Annotated in this window: 14 protein-coding genes; 11 read left to right on the top strand and 3 right to left on the bottom strand. The window is 54.3% G+C overall.

The window, feature by feature from the left end:
* The first annotated feature begins 15 nt into the window (after positions 1-15).
* The 5 genes from H7846_RS15450 (at position 16) to polA (ending at position 6,973) form a co-directional block, all read left to right on the top strand.
* Positions 16-918 carry an ABC transporter ATP-binding protein gene (locus tag H7846_RS15450; protein WP_186693342.1) on the top strand — a complete coding sequence of 301 codons (903 nt, stop codon included), beginning with the start codon at positions 16-18 and terminating at the stop codon, positions 916-918.
* Complete coding sequence (locus H7846_RS15445) at positions 911-2,149, top strand: ABC transporter permease (protein ID WP_186693340.1); 1,239 nt, start codon at positions 911-913, stop codon at positions 2,147-2,149. Before H7846_RS15450 ends, H7846_RS15445 begins: the two co-directional genes overlap by 8 nt.
* Before the next feature lie 65 nt (positions 2,150-2,214).
* Positions 2,215-2,823, top strand: coding sequence for a lysophospholipid acyltransferase family protein (locus H7846_RS15440; protein WP_186693338.1), 609 nt, complete (start codon positions 2,215-2,217; stop codon positions 2,821-2,823).
* Positions 2,823-3,929 (top strand): tRNA preQ1(34) S-adenosylmethionine ribosyltransferase-isomerase QueA, encoded by a 1,107-nt coding sequence (gene queA / locus H7846_RS15435; protein WP_186693336.1) that lies wholly within the window; start codon positions 2,823-2,825, stop codon positions 3,927-3,929. Before H7846_RS15440 ends, queA begins: the two co-directional genes overlap by 1 nt.
* Before the next feature lie 71 nt (positions 3,930-4,000).
* Complete coding sequence (polA, locus tag H7846_RS15430) at positions 4,001-6,973, top strand: DNA polymerase I (protein ID WP_186693334.1); 2,973 nt, start codon at positions 4,001-4,003, stop codon at positions 6,971-6,973.
* A 40-nt stretch (positions 6,974-7,013) separates the two neighbouring features.
* Here polA and H7846_RS15425 read toward each other — a convergent pair whose 3' ends face one another.
* Complete coding sequence (locus H7846_RS15425) at positions 7,014-8,024, bottom strand: GGDEF domain-containing protein (RefSeq protein ID WP_186693333.1); 1,011 nt, start codon at positions 8,022-8,024, stop codon at positions 7,014-7,016.
* 527 nt (positions 8,025-8,551) lie between these two features.
* On the opposite strand from H7846_RS15425, the gene H7846_RS15420 reads away from it, so the two are divergent.
* The 6 genes from H7846_RS15420 (at position 8,552) to rho (ending at position 14,734) form a co-directional block, all read left to right on the top strand.
* On the top strand, positions 8,552-9,286 hold the full coding sequence (locus H7846_RS15420; protein ID WP_186693331.1) for a tetratricopeptide repeat protein: 735 nt from the start codon (positions 8,552-8,554) through the stop codon (positions 9,284-9,286).
* A 91-nt stretch (positions 9,287-9,377) separates the two neighbouring features.
* Entirely contained in the window at positions 9,378-9,602 is a 225-nt protein-coding gene (locus tag H7846_RS15415; RefSeq protein WP_186693328.1) for a DUF2905 domain-containing protein, read from the top strand.
* A 69-nt stretch (positions 9,603-9,671) separates the two neighbouring features.
* Positions 9,672-11,219: an exodeoxyribonuclease VII large subunit gene (xseA, locus tag H7846_RS15410; protein WP_186693326.1), complete on the top strand. Its 1,548-nt coding sequence runs from the start codon at positions 9,672-9,674 to the stop codon at positions 11,217-11,219.
* Entirely contained in the window at positions 11,216-12,568 is a 1,353-nt protein-coding gene (gene glmM, locus H7846_RS15405; RefSeq protein WP_186693324.1) for a phosphoglucosamine mutase, read from the top strand. The genes xseA and glmM overlap by 4 nt, the downstream gene beginning before the upstream one ends.
* 540 nt (positions 12,569-13,108) lie before the next feature.
* Positions 13,109-13,330 carry a DNA-directed RNA polymerase subunit omega gene (locus H7846_RS15400; protein ID WP_186696424.1) on the top strand — a complete coding sequence of 74 codons (222 nt, stop codon included), beginning with the start codon at positions 13,109-13,111 and terminating at the stop codon, positions 13,328-13,330.
* Positions 13,331-13,483: 153 nt separating this feature from the next.
* Entirely contained in the window at positions 13,484-14,734 is a 1,251-nt protein-coding gene (rho, locus tag H7846_RS15395) for a transcription termination factor Rho (RefSeq protein ID WP_186693322.1), read from the top strand.
* 118 nt (positions 14,735-14,852) lie between these two features.
* On the opposite strand, the gene H7846_RS15390 is transcribed toward rho, so the two are convergent.
* A complete protein-coding gene (locus H7846_RS15390; protein WP_186693320.1) occupies positions 14,853-15,602 on the bottom strand; it encodes a glucose 1-dehydrogenase in 750 nt (249 codons plus the stop codon).
* Between the two features lie 72 nt (positions 15,603-15,674).
* The gene (locus H7846_RS15385) at positions 15,675-16,424 is read right to left on the bottom strand and encodes an SDR family NAD(P)-dependent oxidoreductase (protein WP_186693318.1); all 750 of its coding nucleotides are present in this window, start codon (positions 16,422-16,424) and stop codon (positions 15,675-15,677) included.
* Between the last annotated feature and the right edge of the window lie 94 nt (positions 16,425-16,518).

Below are 16,518 nucleotides of genomic sequence, written 5' to 3'. Positions count from 1 at the left end.
CTGGCATAGATTTCCATGGCGATCGTTGAACTTCACAAGGTCCGCAAGGCTTTCGACATAAAAGTAGCTGTCGATGATCTCAGCTTCCGTATCGAGCAGGGAAGCATGTTCGGCCTGCTCGGTCCAAACGGCTCCGGTAAGACCTCCTCTATCCGCATGATGATCGGGATGACAGTTCCAGACTCTGGTTCGGTCACCTTGTTTGATCAGTCGTTTGACCGCAAAAACCTTCACCGAGTTGGTTATCTGCCGGAAGAACGCGGACTTTACAAGAAGATGAAGGTGATCGATCAGCTCATCTTCCTCGGCCAGCTTCATGGCTTGGATGCGACAACAGCCAGCAAGCGCGCCCATTCGTGGTGCGAACGCATGGAGATTATCGAGGCGATCCCTAAAAAGACCGAAGAGCTCTCGAAGGGCATGCAGCAGAAGATCCAATTTATCGCTGCATTACTGCATGATCCTGAACTCATCATTATGGACGAGCCGTTCAGCGGTCTCGATCCAGTCAATGCATCGCTCCTGCAGGATACTTTGCTTGAGCTAAACAAGCAGGGGAGGACGGTGCTCTTCTCAACGCACCGCATGGATCAGGTCGAAAAGCTCTGCGATTCCATTTGTCTTATCCACCGAGGCCATCTCGTCCTCTCCGGCGCAATGCAGGAGATCAAGTCCCGCTATCCGAAGAACCGTGTCCAGATGGTCTTTGAAGGAGATGCTTCCTTCCTGAACAACTCTTCGGTCGAGAGCGCAAAGAACTACAACGGTATGGCTGAGATCAAGCTCTGTGATGGTGCAGACGCGCAGCACCTGTTGGCTGAGGCGGTGTCGAAAGCCCGCATCTCGCGTTTTGAGGTGATGGAACCGACGCTCGAAGAGATTTTTATCGAATCTGTAGGAGATCGCGTCGATGCATAATATCTTTCTCATCGCGAAGCGCGAGTATCTGGAGCGTGTTCGCACGAAGGCGTTCCTTATCTCTACACTGATGATCCCGCTGCTGATGGGCGGAGGAATTGTCGGTTCGATCCTTGCAGGCAGCAAATCCAAGTCAACCTCGCACATTACGATCGTCTCGGCGGATCAATTATTGGCGACTGATCTCCAGAAAGAGCTTGAGAACGGCAAAGATAGCGAGATGACCGTCGATGTGATCTCGCCGGGCAATAGTTCCACCCGAGCCACGCTCGATTCCATGCTGGTTGATAAGCAGCTCGATGGTTATCTCTGGATTACTCCGGCATCCAGCCCCAACGAGCGTCCCAGCTTCGCTTATACGCCGCGTTCTACGGCAGATTTTGGCACCAAGAGTGCCATCACTTCTGCGCTCCGCACAGTATTGATGCGTGAGCGGCTTACTCATGATGGTGTAGTTGCACAAGAGGTGAATGCTCTGATGCAGCCCGTCAAGGTAGATACAACCCAGGCGGGCAAAAATGCCGATACCACCTCAAGCTTTGTTGCCATCTATGTGCTCTTCTTCCTCATGTACATGGTCATTCTGCTCTATGGGATGAACGTTGCTCGCTCCATCATCGAAGAGAAGACCTCGCGTGTTTTCGAAGTGTTGCTGGCGACAATCAAGCCAGAGGAAATGATGGCTGGCAAAGTCATCGGCGTAGGCTCCGTTGGTCTCACCCAGGTTGCAGTGTGGCTGCTAACAGCGATTCTGCTGACCAGCAGCTCGCTAATGGGAGCGATCGCAGGAGGAAAGGTCCACGTTTCATTGAGTCCGATGCAGATTATCTTTTTTGTGGTCTACTTCCTGCTCGGGTACCTGCTGTACTCCTCTATCGCCGCCGCGCTTGGAGCAATGGTCAACTCGGAACAAGAGCTACAGCAGCTCAATATGTTCCTAGTGATGCCGCTGGCGGGCTGCATGTTTGCGTTGGCCCCAGTGATCACCAATCCAAGCGGACTGATTGCCCGCGTTATCTCGCTGATCCCGTTCTGCGCGCCACTTATCATGTACCTGCGTATCTCTCTGGCTACTCCGCCGGCATGGGAAATCGCCCTTTCGATCATTCTGATGCTCGTGACGATTTATGCCATCCTTTGGGTAGCCAGCCGTATCTATCGTGTCGGTATTCTCATGTACGGCAAACGGCCAACCCTGCCGGAGATCATGCGCTGGCTCAAATACAGCTAAGCTGAACTACACTCATTGACGTGCCAGAGCCATCCGCACAACCCTACTCTTTCAAGCAGCGCATTATGCTCGCCATCGTTCCTCCGCTGGCGTACATGATTATCTGTTTGCTTGGGGTTACGCTTCGCTACGAAGATATCTGCGAGCCAGGCATGACTCCGCAGTATCACACGCCTCCGCCGCTCATCTATGCCATCTGGCATCGCTGTCTGTTGGCGTGTGCCTGGCGCTTTCGCAATGGAAATCTTCACATCCTCATTAGCCGCAGTTTTGATGGCGAACTGATTGCCCGCACGGTGGAACGGCTCGGTTTTGTGGCTGTGCGGGGATCCAGCTCTCGGGATGGAGCCGTAGGGCTACGCAATCTGCAGCGGGCTTATTACGAGAACAACTACATTGCAATTACGGCGGACGGTCCGCGTGGTCCTGCGCAGAAGGCTAAGCCTGGCGTCACTCAGCTTGCAGCCCTCGTCGACGCGCCCGTGGGGGCCGTCTATCTTCACCCGCACCGCGCCTGGACTCTTCGCTCTTGGGACGGCTTCATGATTCCTAAGCCTTTCTCCAAGGTCACCGTCGCCTGGACCGTTCCCGCTCCTGCCGAACAACAGGCCGTTCAGTCTGCACTCGACCGTGCCACTGCACTTGCGGAATCCTACACACTAGAATCAAAGTAGTGCGCGTAGCTGACTTCCATTTCGATCTCCCTGAAGAACTCATCGCGCAGTCTCCGCCAGCGGTTCGCGGCTCCAGCCGTATGCTCGTACTTAACCGTTCCAAACGTGAATACCGGGACAATTTCTTTCGTAACCTTCCCGAAATTCTCCAACCGGGCGACCTTCTCATTCTTAATAACAGCCGGGTCATTCCTGCGAGGCTCTATGCCACCCGGGCTCGCGGGCGAAATACTCAGGCAAGTTCGCCGGATCCTTCAGGACGTATCGAAGTGCTACTGACGCAACAGCTCAGCGAGCACGAATGGGCCGCGCTCGTCCGTCCTGGCCGCAAGGTTCAGCCCGGCGAACGTCTTCATTTTGCGGCTCACGATGATTCGGCACCGCTGCTTGAAGCCGAGGTGATTGCAGCTGCTGACTATGGTGAACGAACCTTACGATTTGCTCCTACGCTAGAGTTTCGCGCCATTCTGGATCGCATCGGCCATATGCCGCTGCCGCCGTATATTCACCGTGGTGATACCCCAGAGGACCGCGATCGTTACCAGACCGTCTACAATCATGAGTCCGGCTCCGCAGCTGCTCCTACCGCAGGATTGCACTTCACCCCGGAGATTCTCGATCAGTTACGTGCGCGCGGAGTTCAGATCGAAACCATCACACTGCACGTCGGGCTCGGCACTTTTCAGCCTGTTCGGGTCGAAAACGTGGAAGATATCCATCTTCATGCCGAGCACTATACGCTGCCTGCTTCCACTGCTGAGGCGATCAATAAGGCTCTTCGTGAGAGGCGTCGCATCATCGCTGCCGGAACGACGACGACGCGTACACTCGAACACTGCGCACACATTGCTGCTGCGGATGCCTTTGAACCGCATTCGGGCCTGCAATTACACCCGCACTCCGGCCAGACTAGCATCTTCATCCGCCCGGGTGTTCAGTTCCGTGTCGTCAGCGGACTGCTAACGAACTTTCATCTGCCTGAGTCGACGTTGCTGATGTTGGTTAGCGCTTTTGCCGGTAGAGAGTTCACCCTCTCCGCATACGCTCACGCTGTTCGCGAGAGGTATCGGTTTTTCTCCTACGGTGACTGCATGCTGATCCTGTAGAAATTCATTCCATCTGCATCATTTCTTGGTCGGTGCCTTTCTCCATCGCAACGCGCTAACATCAAAGGGTCATGGCAAAGTCCTCCACAAAGCCCGAATCAAAGACCACCAAGCCGCCGATCTATCTCCTCGACTCGATGGCATTCATCTTCCGCGCCTACCATGCCATGCAGCGGTCGCGTCCTATGTCCACGCGGACCGGCATTCCGACGGCGGCGACGTATGTCTTCGTCAACATGATCAATAAACTGCGCAAGGACTTTCAGCCTGAGTATCTTGCCGCGGTCTACGATGTTGGTGCTCCGCTCCACCGCAACGAGATGGCGGCGCAGATGAAAGACGTCAAAAAGTTCAACATTAAGACACAGCAGTTCGAGACCATCGAATATGGCGGCTACAAGGCTAACCGTACCGAGACTCCGCCGGACCTTATCCAGCAACAGCCCTATATCCGCCGCGCCCTTGAAGCCTTCCGCATCCCTATCCTCTACTACGAGGGCTTCGAAGCCGACGACGTCATCGGCACGCTTTCGCACAAGCTCTCTGCTCTCGGACACCACATCTACGTCGTTTCCTCCGACAAAGACATGATGCAGCTCGTCACTAAAGATGTCTCCATCCTCAATCCAACGAAGGATAATCTCATCCTCGATCCCGCTGGCGTCGAAGCGAATCTTGGTGTGCCGCCCGAGCGCGTCATTGATGTGATGGCGCTCCGCGGCGACGCGATCGACAATATTCCCGGAGCGCCCGGCATTGGCGACAAGGGCTCTGTCGAGCTCATCCAGCAGTTCGGCACAGTAGAAGCAGCCATCGCCGCGGCTACTGCCACCCCCGACTCCATCAAGCGCAAGACCTATCGTGAATCCCTCGCTAACAACCGCGAAAATATCCTTCTCTCCAAAGATCTCGTCACCATCCACACTGAAGTCCCCATCGACTACTCGCTCGATGCGATGCGCACGCAGACGCCTGATATCGCCGCCTGCCGCGAGCTCTTCAGCGAACTCGAGTTCACAACTCTCCTTAAAGAACTTGCTCCGGCCGCGGACGCCACTATCATCACCTACGAAACAAAGCCAACCGTAGTACAGGTTAAACATCTGCTCGACGAGGCGCGAGCCAACAATCCTGCAACTGGCAAACCCAACGGTTTGGCTCTCGCTATCTTTGAAGATGCCCAGGCCATCGCTGAAGAGATCGCAGCCGAACATTCTGAAGACGCTCCAGAGCTAGAGCCTCCTCCAGCCGAGAACATGTCCCTCTTTGGAGCAGCCCCTACGGCCACACCTAAACCTGTAGCCGCATCTTCAACAGAGGATCCTGCGCGCCGTCTCGGCCTCGCTGTCAACGACCATTTTGCAATCGAAGCTCCGCTCGACACGCCGGGCATCAAAGAGGCACTCACTGACAGCACCTTGCCCAAGGATATCCATGATCTCAAAGCTGTCTTGCGTGCATTGCAACCTCACAATATCCAGCTACAAGGCGTTCGCAACGACGTTATGCTGCTCAGCTATCTCATCAATCCGACACATAGCTCTCACACTTTGCCGGATATAGCCGCACGCAGCACCAGCCGCACTCTCGTTCATCAGCCGACGAAAGAAAATCCCAACGACGCCAAACGTCTGCCCGAAGCCGCAGCGGCTATCGTCCGTCTCTCCACCACATTGGGCCAACAGATCGCCGACTACGCGCCTACGGAGCACTCAATTCCTGCCGACGATCCCGCACTTGGCGGAGCAGTCACTACCGAGATGCTCTTCTCCGACAAGAAAGAGAAAACAGGGAGCAGAGAGAGAGCTGATATCTCTCCCTTGCAGCACGTCTACGAGACACTCGATCTCCCTCTCGTCCCCGTTCTCCTTCGTATGGAGCAGGTCGGCGTCCGTATCGATCCTGACTTCCTTCGTGGAATGTCTTCGCACCTTGCCGTCGAAATCGATAACCTCGCTGAAAAAATCTATACGGAATCTGGCCACCGTTTCAATATCAACTCCCCGAAGCAGCTTGGCGACGTGCTGTTCAACAAGATGCTTCTTCCTAAGCCGATGAAGTACGGCAAGGGCAAGGTCGTCTCAACTGCGCAAGATGTTCTTGAAGAACTTGCCGAGGATCACCCGATCGTCTCGTCGGTTCTCGAATATCGTCAATTCCAGAAGCTCAAAGGCACTTACCTTGACACGCTACCTTTGCTTGCCGACTCTGACGGACGCATTCACACCACGTTTAACCAGGTAGGTGCAGCCACAGGGCGGCTCTCCTCTATCAATCCCAATCTGCAGAACATTCCTATTCGTACTGCCGCAGGTCGAGAGATCCGAGCAGCATTTATTCCGGCGCCAGGCAATCTGCTCATGTCGGCCGACTACTCGCAGATCGAGTTGCGCCTTATGGCCCACTTCTCTCAGGACCCATTGCTCCTCGATGCCTATCGAACCGGTAAAGACATCCACACCCTTACCGCATCCGAAGTCTTCGAGGTTGATGCCGCGACCATGGATAAGGAGACTCGCAATCGCGCCAAGGCGGTTAATTTCGGTATCGTCTATGGCATCTCTCCATTTGGATTGGCGGCACAGCTTGGCATTGAGCAGAAGGTGGCGCGCGCATATATTGAGCGTTATTTTGAACGTTATGCTGGTGTGCAGCGCTTCATCGAAGCCATCCTGGCAACCGTTCGTAGCGAACAGGCCGTTCGCACGTCCTTTGGCCGCGTCCGTCCTATTCCGGATATCCAATCGCGCAATCCCAACATGCGCGGTTTTGCTGAACGTACCGCCGTCAATACGCCGCTGCAGGGCACGGCCGCTGATCTCATCAAGCTCGCGATGATTCGTATTGATGCCGAGATCATTCAGCGCAAGCTGCGCTCCCGCATGACGCTCCAGGTCCACGATGAACTTCTCTTCGATGTTGTTCCCGAAGAGGCTAAAGAGATGGAAACTCTCGTCCGCCACGAAATGGAACACGTGGCCGAGTTCTCCGTCCCCATCGTCGCCGAGATCGGCTTAGGGAAGAACTGGCGCGATATTAAATAAAAAGAAATAAAGTAGGCATGATTCAAATAACAGGTGCGATCTAAACAATCTTCGATCGTGTCGTCTGCGGAGCGCTGCAGACTCGGTTGCGTCCTTCGGCTTTGGCCTGATAGAGCGCCTTGTCTGCGGCTTCCAGTAGTCGCTCCGGAATATCTCCGGTGATGGGATAAGCGGTTGCGACGCCACAACTTACTGTGGCGCGAATGCTCATGTCATAGGGGCCTTGCGATGGATCAAGGGCAGGGAATCCGGCGAGTTCAACCATTTTGCGCAGACGTTCGGCAACCTGAATCGCCGCGGTTTCGTGAGTGGCCGGAAGCAGAATGACAAACTCCTCACCGCCAAACCGGGCTGCAAAGTCGTCCTTGACGCGTAATGCCTGTTGTAACAGCGAGCCAATCCTTTTGAGGACTTCGTCACCATAGAGGTGGCCGTAACGGTCATTTAGACGTTTGAAAAAGTCCACGTCGACAATAATGACGGACAGCGCAGTGCCTTCTATCAAAGTTTTCTTCCAGAGGTCTGCGTACTGGGCATCAAAGGAGTGCCGGTTGGCCAGGCCGGTAAGCGCGTCGCTCTCGGACCTTCGCAGTAGTTGCGCATTGAGCCGGTTCAGATCGATAACCAGCATTTCTCCACGTAGATGCAGCAAGTAATTCAGGCGTTCTTCTCGGCAGGAACTATAAGTCGCCATCAAAGTAATGATGACTGCGCAGATGGAAAGGCTCAGTCCATAGGTCTTGTCTGCTTGGCTGAGCATTCTGTCGTTCCACAGGAAGATGACATCCCCAATCAGCATGACGGCGGATGCAGTAAACGCATAAGGGAATCGCAACCGCATCACAATGTTGATAAAGAGAACAACGGCGAGCACCGTCATTTGTACAAAGGCAGAGGCAGCTTGGCTGCGATTGATCTCAAGGTACAGCTGCATCAGTCCTGCAAGGCAGGCTGCAATCGCGATACTTGATTCGCGAAGAAACTTATTCGGTTGATACAGCAGGCAGGTATTGACCAGCAGGCAGATTGGCGTGACGATCAGGAGCCGCATGACAAAGGCTCTTTTGAAGTATTCCGGAGAATTGAAGTAGTCCGCTATCAGGAATAGATCAAATAGTGCGATTGCGATCAGCCCTTCGAACCATAGACGTCTGGATCGAGGAAGTGAAGTTTCTTCCTCAAAACGGTCTTCCAGCTCTTTGGGAAAGGTGAGCCATCGAAACCTTAGTCCAGCTAACTTGTTGATCTGTCGGTTGATGACTTCTCTTAGATCTGAAGAATGAACTGGCATAGCTGGCTTAACCGCTCGAAACTCCGTTCTCAAACCGGCCCATCGCCTTCTACCGCAGTAGAGTACGATAGTCACCTTTTCAATTTAGATACACACCGAAATGTTATTTAGTTTTAGTGGAAGAAGGACAGTCTTCCACTAAAAAGTTTTTTTGGCAAAGAGAATCTGCCTGGTTGCAAAATAGCCCTGCAGAGACCTGCAAACGACTGCTACACTGATTGTTGCGTGTCAAAGAAGAGACCTGGACCGCGATTATCCCTTACAGCAGCAAAGGAAAACCTGGACCTGTGGATCAACAAACTCGCCAAGCCCTTAAACACGATCAGTTCATCGACACCGCCCAGCATGGTCTGGAATGGGCCACTGAGAATCGCCGTTCGCTCATTCTTACCGGTTCAATCGTTGGCGCACTGATTGTTATTCTTGCGATCGGCGCTTTTATCTTCAAAAACCGGAGCGAGCAGGCCGATATCGCTTTTGGCGAAGCGATTCAGACGTACCAGACTCCCCTTGCCGCTCCCGGTCAGCAGGTGCCAGCAGGAGTCAAGACCTTTCCATCTGCAGCGGAACGCGCAAAGGCTGCGAATCAGATCTTTCTCAAGGTTGCGGACAGCTATGGCATGACCGCCAGTGGAAAGATGGCTCGTTATTTTGCTGGACTTACTTATATCGAGGCAGGGCAGAACAGTCAGGCAGAGGAAACCTTGAAACAGGTTGCCAGCAGCTGGAACGGCGATCTTTCTTCGCTTGCAAAACTGGCCCTGGCGCAGCTTTACCGTCAGACGCATCGGGATGCTCAGGCAATCGAGGTCTATAACGATCTCACCGCTCATCCTAGTTCTGCCGTCCCGGCAGGAACGGCGCAGCTCCAGCTTGCCGATCTCTATGAGGCGCAGAACAAACCCGAATTGGCCAAGAAGATCTATGCCCAGCTGAAGGATAAAGATGCCAAGGGGCCAGCCGGTATGATCGCAGCCCAGAAGCTCAATCCAGCGCAAGCAGGGGCGCCTTTAGCTCAGTAATTTTCTAGATAAGTGTGAAGATATTAGGCCCCTGCTGCAAGGGGCCTAATTCTTTTGCAAATTACTTCAGGCCGTATTCTGAGAGGAATCTATGTCGGATTTTGGCCGCACCCTGATTTTCCTCGGTCTTTTGCTGATTCTGGTGGGAGTCATCTTTATTGTGTTTACGAGGTTGAATCTCCCTCTGGGACGTCTTCCCGGTGACCTCTCCTGGAAAGGCAGGGGTTGGAGCGTCTCCTTTCCTTTGGCCAGCTCTATCCTGATCAGCGTTGTTTTGACTCTCCTGCTCTGGTTGTTCAACTCCTTCCGTCGCTAAAAGCTCTCGTATCAGAATGAGTTTTCTCATGCCGACGCCTTCAGCTTTCGCCTGCTAGACTCAGCTTTGATGTCTGCACGGGAACCAAAAACGCCGACTCTCGCCAGTCTTCGCGCTGGCCGACGGCAGGGACGTTCTTCAAGGGCTTCGGAGGCAGCGAAGGACCTTCAGGCGAGCCTGGGATTCGATTCCATCGATATCGTCTCTATTCCGGAAACGGATGTTTTGGCGATGGAGCCTAAGAAGTTTTCGCCAAACACTGTCGTGAAACATCGTATTTGGACAGTCGCTGCCTTGGTCGGTAGCATCCGTCAACAGATAGAAACGGCCTATAGCGATCTTTGGGTTGAGGGAGAAATTTCCAATTGCCGCATTGCCCCCTCAGGTCACATTTACTTCACGCTGAAGGATGGAGAGGCGCAGCTCCCAGTAGTGCTCTTCCGGCGCCAGGCTCAACTCCTTCGTTTTCGTCCAGCGGATGGCATGGCCGTTTTGGTGAGGGGAAGAGCCTCGGTTTATGAGTCGCGTGGTCAATTACAGCTTATTGCTGAAACATTAGAGCCGCAGGGGGCAGGATCTCTCCAGCTCGCCTTTGAACAGCTCAAGGCCCGTCTTCTGGCGGAAGGCCTCTTCAATGCATCGCGCAAACGGTCACTCCCATCTTTTCCCCGTTGCGTCGGTATCATTACTTCACCGACGGGAGCGGTCGTCCGAGATATCGTCACCGTCATTCGTCGCCGTCATGCCCGGCTGAACCTGTTGATCTACCCGGCCATCATGCAGGGAGACTCCAGCCCGGCTTCTGTAGCTGCCGGTATTCGCTGGTTCAATCGCAATCCCGGGCTTGTCGATCTGATCCTGATTGCACGGGGCGGCGGCTCCATGGAGGACCTGGCATGTTTCAACGACGAGGCTCTAGCCAGGATGATTGCCGAGTCGAAACTGCCTGTTGTCTCTGCGATCGGCCACGAGACGGACTTCACGATTTCCGACTTTGTGGCAGACCTTCGTGCCCCCACACCCTCCGCCGCTGCCGAACTAATTACTACAGCACAGCACCGTATCGAAGAGCGTATTGAGGCATTGGGATACCGGGCAGCTCGGGCTATCCGTCTTCATCTTCTCGAATCGCGTCAGCGATTTGCGCGTCTCTCTACTCCCATCGTCCTTCGTCGTGCCGCGGAAAGTATTGATCGACGGGAACAACGTATCGACGAGCTTTCCTTGCGCCTCGATCAGGCGATCGTGCGTTCGACCCGGAGTCGTTTCGAAATGCTTCGGGGATTGGAGGAGCGGCTTCGTCGCGAGGATATTACCCACCATCTTGTGACTTCCCACCGGAGAGTTGAGCGGGCCAAAGACCGTCTGGATAGAGCGATGACAGATATTCTGTCGCGTTTCCGCATTCGTTTGCAGGCGGAAGAACTTCGTCTACAGGCACTTTCTCCACTCAGCGTATTGGCACGTGGCTACGCGCTCGTCTACGCTGAGAATGGAGCACTTCTTCGGTCAACGGCCGAAACCGCTCCGGGTCAGACGATCCGCGCGCGCCTGGGATCCGGAACTCTTTCTGCCAGGGTCACAGAAACAGGAAATACGGAGAATAGCAACTCATGAAGAAGCTCTTTGGAACCGACGGCATCCGCTCCGTCGCAGGACAGTATCCTCTTGACCCTTCTACTGTGCATGCCGTCGGACTTGCGCTGGCGCATCACCTCGGAGCCAGCCCACGCGTCCTGTTCGGGATGGACACTCGGGAGTCCGGGTCTGAACTTGCTGCTCAATTGAGCACAGGGCTTGTGGCAGGCGGGGCCTCCATCGAAAGCGCTGGCGTTATTACGACACCGGCGATTGCCTATCTCACCAGAACTCATCGGTTCTCTGCCGGGATCGTGATCTCTGCCTCTCACAATCCCTGGCAGGACAATGGTATTAAGGTCTTCGGACCAGACGGTTACAAGCTGCCTGATTCTACCGAACTCGCCATCGAAGAAGAGATCTTCAAACTCCTGGCTTCGACTGGGACGAGGTCGAAGCCAACAAACGGGAACAACGCCCCTGTGCCACCGGTCAACGAGGCTGATCGCGCCGACTACATCCGCTTCCTGCTTGCCGCCGTTCCTGGCCTCTCTCTTGGGAATCGCCGAGTTGTACTCGATTGCGCCAATGGAGCCGCATCCGCCGTAGCTCCGGAGCTCTTCGCCCAACTCGGCGGAGAAGTCCTTATTACCCATGCCTCGCCGGATGGACGCAATATCAACGAGCAGTGCGGCGCGTTGCATCCGGAGATGGTGGCTGCTCAGGTTGCGCACCGCAAGGCCGATCTCGGCATTACCTTTGACGGCGATGCCGACCGCGCTCTCTTTGCCGACGAGCAGGGAAGAGTCGTTAACGGTGATGCAGTCCTCTTGCTCGCTGCCCGCGATCTTCAAGCTCGTGGATTGCTGGCCAACTCCACTGTCGTCGCAACGACCATGTCCAACATGGGACTTGAAGCTGCGCTCAAGCGCAGCGGCATCCAGATGCTTCGTGCGGCCGTCGGGGACAAGTATGTTCTCGAACAGATGCTCTCCACCAACGCAGTTCTCGGAGGTGAGCAATCCGGTCATATTATTTTCTCCGGCCGCTCAACGACCGGCGACGGCCTTCTGACTGCTCTACTGGTTCTCGATATTGTGCACCGCTCTGGCAAATCGCTGTCCGAGCTGATTGCCGACCTCAAGGTCTTTCCGCAGGTCATCGTCAATGTCAAAGTACGCGAGAAAAAGCCGCTGGACAGGATCCCCACTGTTGTGGCCGCTATTGCGGCTGCCGAAAAGGAACTGGCAGATTCCGGGAGAGTCGTCATCCGTTATTCAGGAACTGAGGCCTTGGCACGTGTCATGATCGAGGCCGAGTCTGAGCCGATGATGCGCTACCATGCAGAGACGATAGCGAACGCTATCCGAACAGAGCTTGGTATCTGACCACACAGTCAGCGCGTGGATAATATCTCTTTTATTTTGAATCAATTACTATTCTCTAAATACTAATAGTTCCGTTTAATGGAAGGTTTGTGAAGAGACAACTCCCAAAAAAAGTATTGACCCGAAGCAGGGGAGCATTTACCTTTCTAAGGGTTGAGGTTGTCTCCGGAGCGAATCGTCAAGGAGAGCAAACAGCCTCGAAACAAAAGGTATGTCGGTATACCGGAGTATCTTTTCTCTGATTCTTTCTGTACGGGCCCAGGCGCAGTGAGTCGCTGACGAATACCAGGAGAAACAGGGTAGTGTTATCGCGGCCGCATGGAATTGCCGTCGCGGAGTCGATTCGTCTGCTGGTTTTATGGGTGGATCGAGTTTGATTTGTGAGATTTACGATAGAAAGAGAATCCCTTTTCATGCCCTTGGCGTCTAATGAAAAGGAGCAGGCGGAAGGCAACGGACCTGCGAAGAAAGTTTTTTAGTTGCGGCCGAGTGAGCGCAAAACGCTTTTTGCCGCAAGGATTTGAAATAAAGGAGAAGATGATGCGCTCGGATTTAGTTTTTGGAGCCCTCACTCACGTGAAGAACCGTTACGAACTTTGTCAGCTGGCGTCAAAGGCGACCCGTAAGCTGCACAAGCCGAACACCCGCCTGCAGGACACGACGAACGAAGTTCTGGATCGTTTCAAGGATTCGGCGCCCATGGGCGATTCCACCGATGCTCCCGTTCAGAAGGTAGACCTGCAGGAGCGCCGCGCGGCCTAGCGCGCGGCCTTCCGGCCATTCTTTTCAACTCTTAACCTTTCCGCATCTCCCATCCATTCCTAATTCTCAAGATCCTCAAGATTCCGCAGTATCCCTCCGGCGATCCAGCCGGAAGCATCCAATACCCCCTCCCAAGTATCGCAAGGTAAACCAATGACAATTTCAGAGTTGAAAGAACACAATATCGCCGAGCTGGGCAAGTTGGCGCGTGGCCTGGATATCCAGGGCACCAGCGGGCTCCGCAAGCAGGACCTGATCTTCAAGATTCTGCAGGCACAGAGTGAAAAAGAAGGCCACATCTTCGCCGAGGGCGTACTCGAGATTCTTCCGGATGGTTACGGCTTTCTTCGCTCTCCGGACTACAACTACCTGCCTGGTCCAGATGATATCTACGTTTCACCCTCCCAGATTCGCAAGTTTGATCTGAAGACAGGTGATACGATCAGCGGCAATGTACGGCCTCCGCATGAGGGCGAGAAATACTTTGCGCTGGTAAAGATCGAGGCCATCAACTTCGAGTCTCCTGAGGAGACGCGTAACAAGATCCTGTTTGACAATCTGACCCCGCTTTATCCGCAGGAGCGGCTAAAGATGGAGACGGTTCGGGACAACATCTCAGGCCGAGTGATGGATCTGTTGACTCCGATGGGCAAGGGGCAGCGTGGGCTGATCGTCGCTCCTCCCCGTACTGGTAAGACGATGTTGCTTCAATCGATTGCGAATTCGATTACGGCAAATCACCCTGAGGTGGTGCTGATCGTTCTGCTGATCGACGAGCGTCCGGAAGAAGTGACGGACATGCAGCGTTCCGTAAAGGGTGAAGTAATCTCGTCGACCTTCGATGAGCCGGCTGCGCGTCACGTACAGGTCGCTGAGATGGTGATCGAGAAGGCGAAGCGTCTGGTCGAGCACAAGCGCGATGTCGTGATCCTTCTGGATTCGATCACACGTCTGGCGCGTGCGTACAACACGATCGTTCCGCCGAGCGGCAAGGTGCTCTCAGGTGGTGTGGATTCCAACGCGCTGCAGCGGCCGAAGCGGTTCTTCGGCGCCGCTCGCAACATCGAAGAAGGTGGCTCACTGACGATCATTGCTACGGCTCTGGTCGACACGGGTTCGAGAATGGACGAAGTGATCTTCGAAGAGTTCAAGGGCACGGGCAACTCTGAAGTGATCCTTGATCGCAAGCTTGTCGACAAACGTGTCTTCCCTGCGATTGATATTCAGCGTTCGGGTACGCGTAAAGAAGAGCTGCTGATTCCGAAGGAAGATCTCCAACGGATCTGGATTCTGAGAAAGGTCCTGAATCCATTGAGCCCGGTCGAAGCGATGGAACTGCTTACCGACAAGTTAGCCAAGACCAGGAACAATCAAGAGTTCCTGCATAACATGAGCTCAATCTAAATGAGCTCGGTAGTGATCACCGGGTCCGGGTGGTGCTGGTCCGGTGATACAAGGGGCAGTCCTTGTGGACTGCCCCTTTTGTATTTGGTTTTGAAGCGAGCAACAGATTGTTGCGATTTCAGCGTAGGCCGCCGGAGGCGTAGAGAATTTCTCCGGTGAGCCATCGGGAGTCTTCGGAGGCGAGGAAGACGGCGATGGGAGTAATATCGCCGGGCTGTCCGGTGCGTCCAAGCGGTGTCTGAGCTTCGCGGTTCTTCTGCCATTCGCCGCCGATGAAGCCGATGTCATGGGTGCCTTCGGTTTCGATCAGGCCGGGATTGATCGAATTGACGCGTATGTTGCGTGGGCCGAGCTCTTTGGAGAGGACGTGGGTGATGGAGTCGACCGCGCTTTTAGTGGCGGTGTAGACGACCGATGTAGGAGGGGTGGTGGAGGTGGCGCTGGAGCCGATGTTGATGATGCTTCCGCCTTCGATGCCGAAGTAGCGTACAGCTTCCCGGCTGGCAAGCAGGAGACCGAGGACATTGGTGTTGAAGAGGCGATGGAAGTGCGTCTCGGAGAACTCGGTGACGGGAGCAAACTCGTAGACGCCGGCGTTGTTAATGAGGACGTCGATTTTACCGAAGGCCTTTGCGGTCTCTTCGAAGAGGCGCTTTATATCGGATTCCTTGGCGACGTTTCCCTGGACGGCGATGGCCCTGCCACCTTGTGCAGCGATCTGGGAGACTACCTTGTCCGCTCCATCTCGTGATGAGGCGAAGTTGACGACGACGGAAGCTCCTTCAGCGGCAAGGCCGCGGGCGATATCGGCTCCAATGCCCTTGGAGGCTCCTGTGACGATGGCTACTTTGCCGGTGAGTCTGCCCATTCTGACTTTCCTTTTATGAAGAAATAGGGGGCACACAGCTGAATGGCTGCGCCCTTTGTAGCAATGAGGAGATTAGCGGAGTCCGCCCGAAGCAAGGATATGTTCGCCGGTGAGCCATCCGGAATCGGAGGACGCCAGAAAAACGGCGATTGGCGTGATGTCGTTAGGTTGAGCAATGCGTCCAAGCGGAGTTTGCACCTCGAAGCCTTTCTGGAAGTCGCTTCCGATGACTCCCAGGGTATGGACTCCTTCGGTCTCGACCATGCCGGGATTGATGGAGTTGACACGGATCTTTTTAGGGCCAAGCTCCTTGGCGAGCACACTGGTAATCGAGTCGACGGCACCTTTGGTTGCGGTATAGGCCGAGGCACTCGGAACGGCAAGCGAAGTTGCCGCGGATCCGACATTGATGATACTTCCGCCGTTGTCACCGAAGAGCTTAACTGCCTCACGCGTGGCAAGAAGAAGTCCGAGCACATTGGTATTGAAGTGATAGCTGAAATGCTCTACGGTGAACTCTTCGATAGGTGCAAACTGATAAACTCCAGCGTTATTGACAAGAATATCGAGCTTGCCAAAAACCTCTTTCGTTTCGGCAAAGAGACGATTGACGTCGTCCTCTTTCGCTACGTTTCCTTGTATAGCGATGGCTTTACCGCCAGCTTTAGTGATTTCGGCGACAACTTTATCGGCGCCCTCTTTGCTGGAAGAATAGTTGACGACGACGGAGGCACCTTCGCGGGCAAGCCCTTTTGCGATATCTGCTCCGATTCCTTTTGAGGCTCCCGTAACGACAGCGACTTTCCCTGCAAGCTTGCTCATCTCTGTTCCCTTCTAGCATCATTTAGATATATATAAAAACATCTAATAGATGAAAGGCTCCAGAGAAAGGATTCAGACAATCAAGAATTCATCG

Origin of the sequence: Edaphobacter sp. 4G125 (assembly GCF_014274685.1) — a bacterium.
GTDB lineage: Bacteria > Acidobacteriota > Terriglobia > Terriglobales > Acidobacteriaceae > Edaphobacter.
Note: the sequence above shows the minus strand (reverse complement) of the source record. Positions and strands in the feature narration are given on the sequence as shown.